The organism is Streptomyces sp. NPDC015131 (assembly GCF_043079975.1).
Lineage (GTDB): Bacteria > Actinomycetota > Actinomycetes > Streptomycetales > Streptomycetaceae > Streptomyces.
Map to the genome: position 1 here is coordinate 143,259 of NZ_JBIBVB010000003.1, position 15,651 is coordinate 158,909.

Consider the following 15,651-nt stretch of genomic DNA (forward strand, 5'->3'; position numbering starts at 1 on the left):
CGCCCTTGTGGGGCGGATGCGAGGACGGGGGGCCGGAGTGCCCGGCGTCACGACCCCTCATTCGTCCAGAATTCAACTTCTTAGGTAGAATCCATATATGGAGACCGAGACGGCCACCAACTGGCTGACCGATGCCGAGCAGTGCGCCTGGCGCACCTATCTGGACGTCAACAGGCTGCTGACGTACCAGCTGGAGAAGGACCTCCAGCCGTTCGGCCTGACCAACAACGACTACGAGATCCTGGTCAACCTCTCGGAGGCGCCCGACCGCCGCCTCCGCATGAGCGACCTGGCCGCCGCCACGCTCCAGTCCAAGAGCCGGCTCTCCCACCAGATCACCCGGATGGAGAACGCCGGTCTGGTACGCCGGGAGAACTGCGAGTCCGACCGGCGCGGGCTCTACGCCGTCCTGACCGAGCACGGCATGGAGACCATGCAGAAGGTCGCCCCGCACCACGTCGACTCCGTGCGCAAGCACTTCATCGACCTGCTGGACCCCGAGGCTCTCGACGCGCTGCGCCAGTCCCTCAAGCCCGTCGCCGAGCAGCTGAGGGGCCTGCGCGGCAAGCCCTGACCCCCGAGAGGGCCCGCCTCACGGCTGGTCGAGCGCGGGCAGCCGCAGGGTGAACAGCGCCCCGCCCGACGGGGCGGCACCCGCCGTGAGCGTCCCGCCGTGGCGCACGGCCACGTCCCGGGCGATGGCCAGCCCCAGCCCCGCACCGCCCTCGTCACGGCTGCGGGCGTCGTCCAGCCGGACGAACCGCTCGAAGATCCGCTCCCGCTCGGGCTCCGGCACGCCGGCCCCGTCGTCCGCGACGGTGAGCACGACGTGCCGGCCCGCGCGGCGCACCTCCACCACCACGTCCGCCTCCGCGTGCCGTCGCGCGTTGTCCAGCAGGTTGCCCAGCACCCGCGCCAGCTGCCCGCGCGACCCGTCGACCACGGCCGCCCCCGGCCCCTCCGCCGCGCTCTCCGCATCGACGCGCACCGGCACCCGGTCGCCCGCCGCACGCTGGGCGACCTCCTCCCGCGCCAGCGCCGCCAGGTCGACCGGCCCCCGCCCCGCCCGCTCCCCCGCGTCCAGCCGGGCCAGCAGCAGCAGGTCCGCGGCGAGCTGCTGCAGCCGTACGGTGTCGGCGACCGCGCCCGGCACGTCCAGCAGCTCCGGGTGCGCCGCCCCCACCTCCAGCTGGGTGCGCAGGCTGGCGATCGGGCTGCGCAGCTCGTGCGAGGCGTCCGCGACGAACCGCCGCTGGCGCTCCACGCTCGCCTCCAGCGCCGCCAGCGTCTCGTTGGTCGTCCGCGCCAGCCGGGCCACCTCGTCGCGGGTGCCCGGCTCCGGCACCCGCCGCGACAGGTCCGCCGACGCCGTGATCGCCGCCATCTCCGCCCGGATGCCCTCCACCGGCTTCAGCGCCCGCCGGGTCACCAGCCAGGTCACGCCCGCCACCACCACCAGCAGCAGCGCCATCGCGGCGATCATCGCGTCCCGCACGCCCGCCACCGTGGCCTCCTCGGTCGCCAGCGGCGCGCCCGCGTAGACGGTCACCTCGCCGCGCGGCCCGTCCGCCCGCACGGCGGCGAAGCGGTACGTGGCCCGCTCGCCGTCGACGGTCACCTCGCCCGTCGAGTGGTCCGCCTCCTCCGACACCTCGCCCGCCCCCGGCTCCCCGCCGCCCGGCACGGCCCGGGTCCCGGAACTGCCCGTGCCGGAGATCGCCTCGATGTCGTCGCTCACCGCCACGACCCGGCCCGCCCCGTCCACCACCTGCACCGGGTGCTCCTCGGTGTCGTCCGGCAGGTCCAGCCGGCCGAACGGGGTGCCCCCGGCGACCTGCGAGGCCACCGAGCGGGCCGACACCTCCGCCTGGAGCTCCGCCTGGTTCACCAGGTTGCCCCGCAGCACGGCCAGCAGCGCCACCCCGGCCACCACCAGGGCCAGCGCGACCACGAGCGTCGCCCCCAGCGCCGTACGCGCGCGTACCGACCTCACCGCGCCTCCAGCCGGTACCCGGCGCCCCGCACCGTGGTGATCGTGCCCGTGCCGAGCTTGCGCCGCAGCGCGCTCACGTACACCTCGACGATGTTGGGGTCGCCCTCGTACGCGAAGTCCCAGACGTGGTCCAGGATCTCCGTCTTCGACACCACCTCGCCCGCCCGGGTGATCAGCTGCTCCAGCACGGAGAACTCCTTGGCCGTCAGCGCGACTTCCTCCTCCGCCACCCGCACCCGCCGGGCGGCCGTGTCCACGGTGAGCGCCCCCGCCCTGAGCACCGGCGACGGCGCCCCGCCGCTCCGCCGCAGCAGCGCCTTCACCCGGGCCAGCAGCACCACGTACGAGAACGGCTTGGTCAGGTAGTCGTCGGCGCCCGTGTCCAGGCCCTCCGCCTCGTCGTACTCCCCGTCCTTCGCGGTCAGCATCAGGATCGGCACGTCGTGCCCGGCCGCCCGCAGCGCCGCGCAGACGCGGTAGCCGTTCATGCCGGGCAGCATGATGTCCAGGACGACCAGGTCGTACGACCCGGTCCCCGCCAGGTGCAGCCCCTCGGCCCCGTCGTGCACCACGTCCACGGCGAACCCCTCGGCACGCAGCCCGGCGGCGAGCGACAGGGCGAGCCGCTTCTCGTCCTCCACGATCAACAGGCGCATGCGTTCAGGGTCCCAAACGGAAGCTGAAGAAGCCTTCAGCCGGTTTCAGGCTGCGTTCAGCGAGCCGGTCGCACGGTGGTGGACGTACGAAACAGCCCGACGTCCGGGAGGACACCCATGAAGCGCAAGCGCACCACCCTCGCCGTAGCGGCCGTCGCCACCGCGGCGCTCCTGACGGGCGGCACGGCCGCCGCGTTCGCCTCGTCCGCCTCCGGGAGCGAGGCCCCCGTGAAGGCGCCCAAGGTCACGGCCGAGCAGGCCCTGAAGGCGGTCGAGGGCCACGGCACGGTCGTCTCGCTCGACCTCGACGACGACGCCCCCGAGGGCAAGCAGTCGTGGGAGGTCGAGCTGGTGAAGGACGGCACGACGCAGGAGTGGACGGTCGACGGCACGACGGCGAAGGCGGCGCAGGAGAAGCCGGACGCGGACGACGCGGACGACGCGTCCGACAAGGACGACTGACCCACGACCCGCAGCCGGCCGACGGCCGGGGTGGGGCCGTGCCCCCTCCTACCCACGACCCGCAGTCGGCCGACGGCCGGGGTGGGGCCGTGCAGGGTCGCCCCCGCAGCGGATCGGCGGCGAGTAACGGTCACCCTTTCTGGCTGGGTGCCCCGCCGACCGCGAGGAGGTGAGCCCGGAGGGGCCCCGCCCCCACCCACCGGCACCGCTCCGGGGCGCACCCCAGGAACAGGCACCGCACCGGTCCGTTGTGCCCACCCGTTCCGCCCCAGCGGAACGAATGCCCACAACGGAACGGGGTCGGCGCCGCCCCGGGGGCACCGTTGTGCCCACCCTCCCCCAAGCTCTCGGCTTCGCTCCGCAGGGGGAACCCCCATCGCCCCAGCGGGACGACTGCCCACAACGGTGGGCCGGCGGGGCGCCCGCCCCCGGCCGCGCCCCGTCAGGGGGCCGTCAGGTCGCGGACCAGGGCGTCCGACGCGGTGTACGGGTCCGTCTCGCCCGTCGCCACCCGCTCCGCCAGCGCGTCCAGGCGGCGGTCGCCCCGCAGGTCGCCGATCCGCTCGCGCAGGGCGGTCACCGCGAGCGTCTCCACCTCGCGGGCCGCCCGCGCGCGGCGGCGCTCCGCGAGGACGCCCCGCTCCTCCATCCACGCGCGGTGCTTCTCCAGCGCCTCCACCACCTCGTCCACGCCCTCGCCCCGGGCCGCGACCGCGCGGACGATCGGGGGCCGCCAGTCGCCCGGGCGGCGCGCCTCGCCGAGGCCGAGCATGTGGTTCAGGTCCCGGGCGGTGGCGTCGGCGCCGTCCCGGTCGGCCTTGTTGACGACGTACAGGTCGCCGATCTCCAGGATCCCCGCCTTGGCGGCCTGGACGCCGTCGCCCATGCCGGGGGCGAGCAGCACCACGGAGGTGTCGGCCTGGGAGGCGATCTCCACCTCGGACTGGCCGACGCCCACGGTCTCGACGAACACCACCTCGCACCCGGCGGCGTCCAGGACGCGGACGGCCTGGGGGGCGGCCCACGCGAGGCCGCCCAGGTGGCCCCGGGTGGCCATGGAGCGGATGTAGACGCCCGGGTCCGACGCGTGCTCGGACATCCGCACCCGGTCGCCGAGCAGCGCGCCGCCGCTGAACGGCGACGACGGGTCGACGGCGAGCACACCGACCCGCCGGCCGGCCCGCCGGTACGCGGTGACCAGCGCCGACGTCAGAGTCGACTTGCCGACACCGGGCGAGCCGGTGAGGCCGACGACGTACGCGTCGCCGGTCAGCGGCGCGAGCGCCGCCATCACCTCACGGAGCTGCGGGGACGCCCCCTCCACCAGCGAGATCAGCCGGGCCACCGCGCGCGGCCGGCCCTCGCGCGCCTGCGCGACCAGGGCGGGGACGTCCACCGTCACGGGACGCGGACGATCAGCGCGTCGCCCTGGCCGCCGCCGCCGCACAGGGCCGCCGCGCCGACGCCGCCGCCGCGCCGCTTCAGCTCCAGCGCGAGGTGGAGGACGAGCCGGGCGCCGGACATGCCGATGGGGTGGCCCAGGGCGATGGCGCCACCGTTGACGTTCACCTTTTCCGGGGACACGCCCAGGTCCTTCATTGACTGGACGGCGACGGCCGCGAACGCCTCGTTGATCTCGATGAGGTCGAGGTCCGAGACCTGGAGGCCCTCCTTCTTCAGGGCGTGCGCGATGGCGTTGGACGGCTGGGACTGGAGGGAGTTGTCCGGTCCGGCGACGTTGCCGTGGGCGCCGATCTCGGCGATCCAGTCGAGCCCCAGCTCCTCGGCCCTGGCGCGGCTCATCACGACGACGGCGGCGGCGCCGTCGGAGATCTGCGAGGACGAGCCGGCGGTGATGGTGCCGTCCTTGTCGAAGGCGGGGCGCAGCTTGGCCAGGGACTCGACGGTGGTCTCGGGCCGGATGCCCTCGTCCTTGGCGACGACGACCGGGTCGCCCTTGCGCTGGGGGATCTCGACGGGCGTGATCTCGGCGTCGAAGACGCCGTTCTTCTGGGCGGCGGCGGCGCGCTGGTGGGAGAGGGCGGCGATCTCGTCCTGGGCCTCGCGGCCGATGTTCAGCCGGGTGTTGTGCTTCTCCGTGGACGCGCCCATGGCGATGTTCTCGAAGGAGTCGGTGAGGCCGTCGTACGCCATGGCGTCGAGCATCTCGATCGCGCCGTATTTGTGGCCCTCGCGGGACTTGGGCAGCAGGTGCGGCGCGTTGGTCATGGACTCCTGGCCGCCCGCGACGACGACGTCGAACTCGCCGGCGCGGATCAGCTGGTCCGCGAGGGCGATGGCGTCGAGACCGGACAGGCACACCTTGTTGATGGTGAGCGCCGGGACGTTCATGGGGATGCCGGCCTTGACGGCGGCCTGGCGGGCGGGGATCTGGCCGGCGCCGGCCTGGAGCACCTGGCCCATGATCACGTACTGCACCTGGTCACCGCGGATGCCGGCCCGCTCCAGCGCGGCCTTGATGGCGAAGCCGCCGAGATCGGCGCCCGAGAAGCTCTTGAGGGAGCCGAGCAGACGGCCCATGGGCGTGCGTGCGCCCGCGACGATGACGGAGGTGGTGCCGGTCGTTCCAGACATGAGGCGCGGCCCCTTGGTGTGGTGAAGTGAACGAGGGTTTACTGCCAATGTACTGAGCGGCTCCGGTACGGGTCACCGGGCGGTCGGTGTGACGGCTGGCACGTTGCGTAACCACCGGGCCCGCGCTGCACTGGTCCCATGCTGACGCGAATCGACCACATCGGGATCGCCTGCCTCGACCTCGACCGGACCGTCGAGTTCTACCGTGCCACGTACGGCTTCGAGGTGTTCCACACCGAGGTCAACGAGGAGCAGGGGGTGCGCGAGGCCATGCTGAGGATCAACGGCACCTCCGACGGCGGCGCCTCCTACCTCCAGCTCCTGGAGCCCACCCGGGAGGACTCGGCGGTGGGCAAGTGGCTCGCCAAGAACGGCGAGGGCGTCCACCACATCGCCTTCGGCACGGCGGACGTGGACGGGGACGCCGCCGCGATCCGCGAGAAGGGCGTGCGCGTGCTGTACGACGAGCCGCGCACCGGTTCGATGGGGTCGCGCATCACCTTCCTGCACCCCAAGGACTGTCACGGGGTCCTCACCGAACTGGTCACCTCCGCCGGAACGTCCTCGGTGGAGCACTGACCTCCCCATTCCCGGCCCGGTAGAGTGGGCGGCTCCGGGCCGGGGCCGGATCGGGGCCGTGCCGCGGCGTCGTGGTCGAGCCATTCGATCTGACACCATTCCCCGGGGGGCCGTTCGCCGGCGAACGGTGCTCGTACCAAGAGTTGCGACCAGGGGACGGATGGGACCGCGCAGTGCGGGGCTACGAACGCCAGGAGAGCCACCGGGCTGACGACCACCTTTCGCGGTTCGAGGCCGAGATGGACCGGCTGAAGACCGAGCGGGAGAAGGCCGTCCAGCACGCCGAGGACCTCGGTTACCAGGTCGAGGTGCTGCGCGCCAAGCTCCACGAGGCGCGCCGCACGATCGCGTCCCGGCCCGCGTACGACAGCGCCGACATCGGTTACCAGGCCGAGCAGTTGCTGCGGAACGCCCAGATCCAGGCCGAGCAGCTCCGCTCGGACGCGGAGCGCGAACTGCGCGAGGCGCGGGCCCAGACGCAGCGGATCCTGCAGGAGCACGCCGAGCACCAGGCGCGTCTCCAGGCCGAGTTGCACCAGGAGGCGGTGCAGCGGCGGCAGCGGCTGGACCAGGAGCTGTCGGAGCGCCGCCAGACCGTCGAGGCGCACGTCAACGAGAACGTGGCGTGGGCGGAGCAGCTGCGCGCCCGTACCGAGGCGCAGGCCCGCCGGCTGATGGAGGAGTCCCGCGCGGAGGCCGAGCAGGCGCTCGCCGCGGCCCGCGCGGAGGCCACCCGGCTGGCCGAGGAGGCCCGCCGGCGGCTGGGCGCCGAGGCGGAGACGGCCCGCGCGGAGGCCGAGGCGATCCTGCTGCGCGCCCGCAAGGACGCCGAGCGGCTGCTGAACGCGGCGTCCACGCAGGCCCAGGAGGCCACCAGCCACGCCGAGCAGCTGCGCAGCGCGACGACCGCCGAGTCGGACCAGGCGCGCCAGCAGGCCGCCGAGTTGAGCCGGTCCGCCGAGCAGCGGATGGCCGAGGCGGAGGAGCGGCTGCGCGAGGCCCGGGCGGAGGCCGACAAGGTCCTCGCGGAGGCCCGGGAGGCGGCGGCCAAGCGGCTGACGAGCGCCGAGTCGGAGACGGAGCAGCGCACCCGTACGGCCAAGGCGGAGATCGCCCGGCTGGTCGCGGAGGCGACGAAGGAGTCCGAGGCGCTGAAGGCGGAGGCCGAGCAGGCGCTCGCCGACGCCCGCGCGGCGGCGGAGAAGCTGGTCTCGGAGGCGTCCGAGAAGGCGCGTACGGCGGCGGCGGAGGACTCGGCGGCGCAGCTCGCCAAGGCGGCCCGTACCGCCGAGGAGGTGCTGTCCAAGGCGTCCGACGACGCCCAGGAGACCACCCGCAAGGCGTCCGAGGAGGCGGAGCGGATCCGTCGCGAGGCGGAGGCCGAGGCGGACCGGCTGCGGGCCGAGGCGCACGACACGGCCGAGCAGCTCAAGGGCGCCGCGAAGGACGACACCAAGGAGTACCGCGCCAAGACGGTCGAGCTGCAGGAGGAGGCGCGCCGGCTGCGCGGCGAGGCCGAGCAGCTCCGCTCGGAGGCGATCTCCGAGGGCGAGCGGATCCGCGGCGAGGCCCGGCGCGAGGCGGTCCAGCAGATCGAGGAGGCGGCCCGTACCGCCGAGGAGCTGCTGACCAAGGCGAAGGCGGACGCCGACGAGCTGCGGACGGCCGCGGCGGCCGAGAGCGAGCGGCTCCGTACGGAGGCGGTCGAGCGGGCGACGGGGCTGCGCAAGCAGGCCGAGGAGACACTGGAGCGCACCCGCGAGGAGGCCGAGCGGCTGCGCGCCGAGGCCGAGGAGCAGGCCGAGTCGGTACGGGCCGCGGCCGAGCGGGCCGCCGCCGAGCTGCGCGAGGAGACCGAGCGGGGTGTCGCGGACCGGCAGGCGGAGGCCGCCGAGGAGCTGACGCGGCTGCACACCGAGGCGGAGGGCCGGCTCGCCGCCGCCGAGCAGGCGCTGACCGACGCCCGCGCGGAGAGCGAGCGCATCCGCCGCGAGGCCGGCGAGGAGGCCGAGCGGCAGCGCGCCGAGGCCGCCGAGCGGATGCGGTCGCTGCAGGCGCAGGCCGAGCAGGAGGCGGAGCGGCTGCGTACGGAGGCGGCGTCGGACGCGTCCCGGGCGCGGGCGGAGGCGGAGAACGCGGCGGTACGGCTGCGTTCGGAGGCCGCCACCGAGGCGGAGCGCCTGAAGGCGGAGGCGCAGGAGTCGGCCGACCGGGTGCGGGCGGAGGCCGCCGCGGCGGCCGAGCGGGTGACGGCGGAGGCCGCCGAGGAGCTGGCCGCCGCGCGTACGGAGGCGGAGCGCCGCCGCCGGGAGGCGGAGGAGACCCTCGGCGCCGCGCGCTCGGAGGCGGACCAGGAGCGGGAGCGGGCGCGCGAGCAGAGCGAGGAGCTGCTGGCGTCGGCGCGCAAGCGGGTCGAGGAGGCCCAGGCCGAGGCGCAGCGGCTGGTCGAGGAGGCGGACCGGCGGGCCACCGAGATGGTGTCGGCGGCCGAGCAGACGGCGCAGCAGGTGCGGGACGCGGTCGCGGGGCTGCACGAGCAGGCCGAGGAGGAGATCGCCGGGCTGCGGTCGGCGGCCGAGCACGCGGCGGAGCGGACGCGGAGCGAGGCGCAGGAGGAGGCGGACCGGGTCCGTTCCGACGCGTACGCCGAGCGGGAGCGGGCCGCGGAGGACGCGGGCCGGGTGCGGGAGCGGGCGCAGGAGGAGTCGGAGGCCGCCAAGGCGCTCGCGGAGCGCACGATGGCCGACGCGATCGAGGAGTCGGAGCGGCTGCGGGCCGACACCGCCGAGTACGCCCAGCGGATGCGTACGGACGCGTCGGACGCGCTGGCGTCGGCGGAGCAGGACGCGGCGCGGGCCCGGGCGGAGGCGCGCGAGGACGCCAACCGCATCCGGTCGGAGGCGGCGGCGCAGGCGGACCGGCTGGTCACCGAGGCGACGGGCGAGTCCGAGCGGATGACGGCCGAGGCGGCCGAGCTGCTGGCGGTGGCGGAGCGGGACGCGGCGCGGCTGCGCGCGGAGGCCGAGCAGGTCAGGGCGGACGGCGAGGCGCGCGCGGAGGAGCTGCGGGCCGCCGCCCGGGCGGACGGCGAGCAGGTCCTGGACGAGGCGCGGAAGGCGGCCGACAAGCGGCGGGCGGACGCGGCCGAGCAGGCGGACCAGCTGGTGGGCGAGGCCGCCGCCGAGGCCGAGCGGATCGGCGCGGAGACCGCGGAGCGGGTCGAGCGGCTGGTCGCCGAGGCGGCGGCGGAGGCGGAGCGGCTGCGGGCGGAGGCGACCGGTGAGGCGGAGCGGCTGCGGGCGGAGGCGGCCGAGACGGTCGGGTCCGCGCAGCAGGCCGCCGAGCGCATCCGGGTCGAGGCGGAGCGGCTGCGTACGGAGTCGGAGGCGGCGGCCGAGCAGGTGCGCTCCGAGGCGCGGTCCGAGGCGGACCGGGTGGTCGACGAGGCGCGCCAGGCGGCGGCCAAGCGGCGGGCGGACGCGGCCGAGCAGGCGGACCAGCTCATCGCCAAGGCGCAGGAGGAGGCGCTGCGCGCCACGGCCGAGGCGGAGTCGCAGGCCGACACGATGGTGGGCGCGGCGCGCAAGGAGGCGGAGCGGATCGTCGCCGAGGCGACCGTGGAGGGCAACACCCTGGTGGAGAAGGCCCGTACGGACGCCGACGAGCTGCTGGTCGGGGCGCGGGGCGACGCGACCGCCATAAGGGAGCGGTCGGAGGAGCAGCGCCGGCGTACGGAGGCGGAGGTCGAGGAGCTGCACGAGCGGGCCCGCCGGGAGAGCGCCGAGCAGATGAAGGCGGCGGGCGAGCGGGTCGACAAGCTGGTGAAGGCGGCCACCGAGCAGCGGGCGGAGGCCGAGGAGAAGGCCAAGGAGCTGCTGGCGGAGGCCAATTCGGAGGCGAGCCGGGTCCGTATCTCCGCGGTGAAGAAGGCGGAGGGGCTGCTCAAGGAGGCCGAGCAGAAGAAGGCCACGCTGACCCGCGAGGCGGAGAAGATCAAGGCGGACGCGGAGCGCGAGGCCGAGAAGATGATCTCCGACGGGAAGCGCGAACTGGAGGTGCTGGTACGGCGGCGGGAGGACATCCAGGCCGAAATCTCCCGTGTCCAGGACGTGCTGGAGGCGTTGGAGTCTTTCGAGACGCCCGCGGGGGGTACGAAGGACGGCGGGGTCAAGGCCACGGCGGCGGCAGGCGTTACCCGTTCGAGTGGCAAGTCAACCGACGAGTAAGCCACTCAAAAGGCTGGACATTCTCCGGTTTGAACGGGCATCCGCTCGAAGACACGCCGTGTGGACCCCTAGGATTCCCCCTAACACCTCACCGGTCTCATTCGACAGGAACCCCATGAGCGACACTTCCTCCCCCTTCGGCTTCGAGCTCGTGCGGCGTGGTTACGACCGCGGTCAGGTGGATGACCGCATTACCAAACTCGTCGCCGACCGAGACAGTGCTCTGGCCCGCATCACCTCTCTGGAAAAGCGCATCGAGGAGCTCCACCTCGAGACGCAGAACGCCCAGGCCCAGGTCAGCGACGCCGAGCCGTCGTACGCCGGTCTCGGTGCCCGCGTCGAGAAGATCCTCCGCCTCGCCGAGGAGGAGGCGAAGGACCTGCGTGAGGAGGCCCGTCGCGCCGCCGAGCAGCACCGCGAGCTGGCCGAGTCGGCCGCGCAGCAGGTGCGCAACGACGCGGAGACGTTCGCGGCGGAGCGGAAGGCGAAGGCCGAGGACGAGGGCGTCCGGATCGTCGAGAAGGCCCAGGGCGAGGCCAACTCGCTGCGCGCCGAGGCGCAGAAGGACGCGCAGTCGAAGCGCGAGGAGGCGGACGCCCTCTTCGAGGAGACCCGGGCGAAGGCCGCGCAGGCCGCCGCCGACTTCGAGACGAACCTCGCCAAGCGGCGCGAGCAGTCGGAGCGGGACCTGGCGTCGCGCCAGGCGAAGGCGGAGAAGCGTCTCGCCGAGATCGAGCACCGGGCGGAGCAGCTCCGCCTGGAGGCGGAGAAGCTGCGGACGGACGCGGAGCGCCGGGCCCGTCAGACGGTGGAGACGGCGCAGCGCCAGGCCGAGGACATCGTGGCGGACGCGAACGCGAAGGCGGATCGTATCCGCAGCGAATCGGAGCGCGAGCTGGCGGCGCTGACGAACCGCCGCGACTCCATCAACGCCCAGCTGACCAACGTCCGCGAGATGCTGGCCACGCTGACCGGTGCGGCGGTGGCCGCGGCCGGTTCGCCGGCGGACGACGAGCCGGTGTCGCGCGGCGTCCCGGCGCAGCAGACCCGCTAGTCGCTCGCGCCACGGGCCTCCAGGGCCCCGTGGGACTTCCCGGTGCGCCCGAGGGCGCCGGGGAAGCCCCGCGGGGCCCTTCGCGCGCCCGGGCGGACGACGGCGGGGCGCCGGAAAGGCGTGTCATTCCGGTGGCGGTGCGCCCCGGGCGCCCGTAGCGTGGACGGGTGATCGAGCTCGAGGGGCTGACGAAGCGTTTCGGTAAGAAGACGGCGGTCGACCATCTCTCCTTCCAGGTCCGCCCGGGCGTGGTGACGGGCTTCCTCGGCCCGAACGGCGCGGGCAAGTCGACCACCATGCGCATGGTGCTGGGCCTGGACCACCCGACGAGCGGCACCGTCCGGATCGACGGCAGGCACTACCGGGAGCTGGACGAGCCGCTGAAGTACATCGGCGCGCTGCTGGAGGCCCGGGGGCTGCACGGCGGGCGCACCGCGTACAACAACCTGCTGTGTCTGGCGCAGTCCAACCGCATTCCCGCGAAGCGGGTCTCCGAGGTGCTGGAGCTGGTCGGTCTCACCGCCGTGGCCCGGAAGAAACCGAAAGGTTTTTCGATGGGTATGGGCCAGCGGCTGGGAATCGCCGCCGCTCTCCTGGGTGATCCGCAAATTCTGATGTTCGACGAACCCGTCAATGGTCTGGACCCCGAGGGAATTCACTGGATCCGCAATCTGATGAAGGCGCTGGCGGCCGACGGACGGACGATCTTCGTTTCCAGCCATCTGATGAGCGAAATGGCCCTGACCGCCGAGCACTTGATCGTCATCGGGCAGGGGAAGCTGCTCGCGGACACGAGCATGGCGGATTTCATCCACCAGAACTCGCGCAGTTATGTACGGCTGCGCTCCCCGCAGCCCGAGCAGGTGCGGGACGCGCTCGCCACCGCCGGGCTGACCGCCGTCGACGGGGCCGAGGGCGCGCTGGAGGTCGACGGCGCCACCACCGAGCAGGTCGGTGAGCTGGCCGCCGCCCGGGGGATCACCCTGCACGAGCTGAGCGCCCAGCGGGCGTCGCTGGAGGAGGCGTTCATGCGGATGACGGCGGGCGCCGTGGAGTACCACGCACACGCGGCGGGCGAACCGGCCGGCCCCCAGTGGTCGAAGGAGGTCTGACCATGGCGTCGGCACCCGCGGTCCTCCAGTCGGAGTGGACCAAGATCCGTACGGTCTCCTCGACGGTCTGGACCCTCGCCAGCGCGCTGGTGGTCACCGTCGCGATGGGCGCGGCCCTGTCCGCCCTGGTGAACCAGACCTTCGAGGAGATGCCCGAGATCGAGCAGGCGACCTTCGACCCGACGGTGGTCAGCTTCTCCGGGATGCTGCTGGGCCAGCTGGCGATGGTGGTGTTCGGGGTGCTGGTGGTCGGCACCGAGTACAGCACCGGCATGATCCGTACGTCCCTGGCCGCCGTGCCGCAGCGGGCGACCTTCCTCTTCAGCAAGATCGCGGTGGCCGGGGTGCTGGCCCTGGTCGTGGGCCTGGCCACCAGTTTCCTGACCTTCTTCCTCGGCCAGGCCCTGCTGGGCGAGCACCGCACCAGCCTGGGCGAGGAGAACGTGCTGCGCGCGGTGGTCGGCGGCGGGCTCTACATGGCCCTGATGGCGGTCTTCTCGATGGGCGTCGCCGCGATGCTGCGGTCGACCGTGCTGTCGCTGGGCATCCTGGTCCCGTTCTTCTTCCTGGTCTCCCAGATCCTCACCGCCGTGCCGAAGGCCAAGGAGGTCGCCGAGTACTTCCCCGACCAGGCGGGCTCCACGATCATGCAGGTGGTGCCCGGGGCGCTGGGCAGCGATCCGGCCCCGTACAGCCCCTGGGGCGGCATGGGCATCATGGCGCTCTGGGTGATCGCGGCCCTGGTGGGCGGCTACCTGGTGCTCAAGCGCCGGGACGCCTGACGCGCCGCCTGTCACCCCGGACCCCGTCGCCCGGCACCGGCGCCCGGCGCCCGGCGCCCGGGCCGGCCTCCGCGAAATCTCCCCGCCTCCGGCTTCCGTGGAACCGTCAAGGTACGGATACCCTCTTACCTCTTACGGGGGCCGTGCGTCAGCATGCCGCGGGCCCGACGACGTGACCACCTGTCGATGGGGCTGGAGAATGATCGAGGCAGTCGGCCTGACGAAGCGCTACGGCGCCAAGACGGCCGTGTACAACCTTTCCTTCCAGGTCAGGCCGGGGACCGTAACCGGCTTCCTGGGACCGAACGGCTCCGGCAAGTCGACCACGATGCGCATGATCCTCGGGCTGGACCGGCCGACGGCGGGCCATGTGACGATCGGCGGGCACCCCTTCCGGCAGCTGCCGAACGCGCCGCGCCAGGTCGGCGCGCTGCTCGACGCCAAGGCGGTGCACGGCGGGCGCACCGCGCGCAACCATCTGCTGTCGCTGGCCCAGCTCGCCGGCATCCCGGCCCGCCGGGTCGACGAGGTCCTCGGGGTCGTCGGCCTCCAGGACGTGGCCCGCAAGCGGTCCAACGGCTTCTCGCTGGGCATGGGGCAGCGGCTCGGCATCGCCGCCGCGCTGCTCGGCGACCCGCAGGTGCTGCTCTTCGACGAGCCGGTCAACGGCCTGGACCCCGAGGGCATCCTCTGGGTGCGCAACCTGATGAAGGCGCTGGCCGCCGAGGGCCGTACCGTCTTCGTCTCCTCGCACCTGATGAGCGAGATGGCGCTGACCGCCGAGCACCTCATCGTGATCGGCCGCGGCCAGCTGCTCGCCGACATGAGCGTGAAGGACTTCATCTCGGCCAACTCCGCGGACTTCGCCCGGGTGCGTACGCCGCAGACGGAGCCCGAGCAGCGGGAGAAGCTGGTCGGCGTGCTCGCCGAGGCGGGCGGGCAGGTCCTGTCCGAGCCGGACGGCGCCCTGCGGGTGACCGGGCTGCCGCTGCCCCGGATCAGCGACCTGGCCTTCGACTCCGGCGTACGCCTCTGGGAGCTGTCGCCGCACCAGGCGTCGCTGGAGGAGGCGTACATGCGCCTGACCCAGGGCGCCGTGGACTACCGGTCGACGACCGACCAGCGGGCCGGGCTGATGGCGCCGCCGGCCCCGGCGGGCCAGCTGCCGCCGCAGCAGCAGGCCGTCCCCGAGGTGCCGCAGCAGGGCTGGTACGCCCCGCCGCCGCCCGGACAGAACCCGTACGCGGGCGGGCAGCCGGCCGTCGTGCCGCCGGCCGTGCCGGTGGCTCCCCCGGCGCAGCCGCCCGCCGCCCCCGCGCCCGCCCCCGCAGACCTGAGCAAGAGCGAGGACGCCCGATGACCACCGCGCCCCACCCGCCGCAGCAGCACTACAACTCCCCCATCCCGGTGCGCCGCGCCCACCTCGGGGACGCCCTCGCCTCCGAGTGGACCAAGATCCGCTCCGTGCGCTCCACCATGTGGACGCTCGGCGTGATGATCCTGCTCATGGTGGGCGTCGGGGTGCTCAGCATCGTGGCGATCAACGCGACCGACGTGGACATGGGCGGGGAGTCCGCGCTCCCGCTGGGCTTCAACGGGGTGCTGCTCGGCACCATCTGCGTGGTCACCCTCGGGGTGCTCACCATCGCCTCCGAGTACGGCACCGGCATGATCCGTACGACGCTGACCGCCTGCCCGAGCCGCAGCCGGGTGCTGGCGGCGAAGGCGATCGTCTTCTTCCTGCTCACGCTGGTCGTCACGGCGATCACCGCCGCCGTGGTCGCGGCGCTGCAGACCTCGATGATCGAGGCGGGCACCGCGACCGGTGAGGAGTGGGTGCGGGCGACGGTCGGCGCCGGTCTGTTCACCGCCGTCCTCGGCCTGCTGGCGCTGGGCGTCGGCGCCCTGGTCCGGCACTCCGCCGGGGCGATCACCATCATGATCGGTGTCATTCTGCTGCCGCTGGTCGCCGCGATGTTCATGTCGTCGCTGCCGAAGGTGCAGGAGTTCCTGTTCCAGTACTCGGTGCCGAGCCTGCTGATCGCCTTCTACAGCGACGAGGGCCTGACCGCCGGCGGACCGCACGGCTGGACGCCGCTGTGGATCCTCAGCGGGCTGGCCGCGGTCGTGCTGGCCGGCGCGTTCCTCGCCACCGAGAAGCGCGACGTCTGACGCGCGGCGCCCGTCCGCAG

The 15,651-nt window shown here is 73.8% G+C and carries 13 protein-coding genes; 9 read left to right on the top strand and 4 right to left on the bottom strand.

From position 1 onward, the window contains the following. Window positions 1–97 precede the first annotated feature (97 nt). On the top strand, window positions 98–574 hold the full coding sequence (locus tag ACF08D_RS12010; RefSeq protein WP_392222479.1) for a MarR family winged helix-turn-helix transcriptional regulator: 477 nt from the start codon (window positions 98–100) through the stop codon (window positions 572–574). Window positions 575–592: 18 nt separating this feature from the next. Here the strand turns inward: ACF08D_RS12010 and ACF08D_RS12015 are convergent, their stop codons facing one another. Together ACF08D_RS12015 and ACF08D_RS12020 are read right to left on the bottom strand one after the other, a co-directional pair. Further along, a complete protein-coding gene (locus ACF08D_RS12015; RefSeq protein WP_392222480.1) occupies window positions 593–1,993 on the bottom strand; it encodes a sensor histidine kinase in 1,401 nt (466 codons plus the stop codon). Continuing rightward, window positions 1,990–2,649 carry a response regulator transcription factor gene (locus ACF08D_RS12020; protein ID WP_392222481.1) on the bottom strand — a complete coding sequence of 220 codons (660 nt, stop codon included), beginning with the start codon at window positions 2,647–2,649 and terminating at the stop codon, window positions 1,990–1,992. The genes ACF08D_RS12015 and ACF08D_RS12020 overlap by 4 nt, the downstream gene beginning before the upstream one ends. Before the next feature lie 117 nt (window positions 2,650–2,766). Between ACF08D_RS12020 and ACF08D_RS12025 the strand changes: the two genes are divergently transcribed. Further along, on the top strand, window positions 2,767–3,111 hold the full coding sequence (locus ACF08D_RS12025; protein ID WP_392222482.1) for a PepSY domain-containing protein: 345 nt from the start codon (window positions 2,767–2,769) through the stop codon (window positions 3,109–3,111). Between the two features lie 442 nt (window positions 3,112–3,553). Here the strand turns inward: ACF08D_RS12025 and meaB are convergent, their stop codons facing one another. Together meaB and ACF08D_RS12035 are read right to left on the bottom strand one after the other, a co-directional pair. Further along, window positions 3,554–4,507 carry a methylmalonyl Co-A mutase-associated GTPase MeaB gene (gene meaB, locus ACF08D_RS12030; protein WP_392223177.1) on the bottom strand — a complete coding sequence of 318 codons (954 nt, stop codon included), beginning with the start codon at window positions 4,505–4,507 and terminating at the stop codon, window positions 3,554–3,556. 2 nt (window positions 4,508–4,509) lie between these two features. After that, window positions 4,510–5,706 (bottom strand): acetyl-CoA C-acetyltransferase, encoded by a 1,197-nt coding sequence (locus ACF08D_RS12035; protein WP_392222483.1) that lies wholly within the window; start codon window positions 5,704–5,706, stop codon window positions 4,510–4,512. Between the two features lie 138 nt (window positions 5,707–5,844). On the opposite strand from ACF08D_RS12035, the gene mce reads away from it, so the two are divergent. The 7 genes from mce (at window position 5,845) to ACF08D_RS12070 (ending at window position 15,631) form a co-directional block, all read left to right on the top strand. Then, a complete protein-coding gene (gene mce, locus ACF08D_RS12040) occupies window positions 5,845–6,285 on the top strand; it encodes a methylmalonyl-CoA epimerase (protein ID WP_392222484.1) in 441 nt (146 codons plus the stop codon). A gap of 173 nt (window positions 6,286–6,458) precedes the next feature. After that, window positions 6,459–10,511: a polarized growth protein Scy gene (gene scy / locus ACF08D_RS12045; RefSeq protein WP_392222485.1), complete on the top strand. Its 4,053-nt coding sequence runs from the start codon at window positions 6,459–6,461 to the stop codon at window positions 10,509–10,511. Between the two features lie 115 nt (window positions 10,512–10,626). Beyond that, on the top strand, window positions 10,627–11,565 hold the full coding sequence (locus ACF08D_RS12050; RefSeq protein ID WP_392222486.1) for a cellulose-binding protein: 939 nt from the start codon (window positions 10,627–10,629) through the stop codon (window positions 11,563–11,565). Window positions 11,566–11,732: 167 nt separating this feature from the next. After that, a complete protein-coding gene (locus tag ACF08D_RS12055) occupies window positions 11,733–12,677 on the top strand; it encodes an ABC transporter ATP-binding protein (RefSeq protein WP_392222487.1) in 945 nt (314 codons plus the stop codon). Window positions 12,678–12,679: 2 nt separating this feature from the next. Then, entirely contained in the window at window positions 12,680–13,459 is a 780-nt protein-coding gene (locus ACF08D_RS12060) for an ABC transporter permease subunit (RefSeq protein WP_392222488.1), read from the top strand. A 199-nt stretch (window positions 13,460–13,658) separates the two neighbouring features. Then, entirely contained in the window at window positions 13,659–14,819 is a 1,161-nt protein-coding gene (locus ACF08D_RS12065; RefSeq protein WP_392222489.1) for an ATP-binding cassette domain-containing protein, read from the top strand. Beyond that, complete coding sequence (locus ACF08D_RS12070; protein WP_392222490.1) at window positions 14,816–15,631, top strand: ABC transporter permease; 816 nt, start codon at window positions 14,816–14,818, stop codon at window positions 15,629–15,631. The genes ACF08D_RS12065 and ACF08D_RS12070 overlap by 4 nt, the downstream gene beginning before the upstream one ends. The last annotated feature ends 20 nt before the right edge of the window (window positions 15,632–15,651 follow it).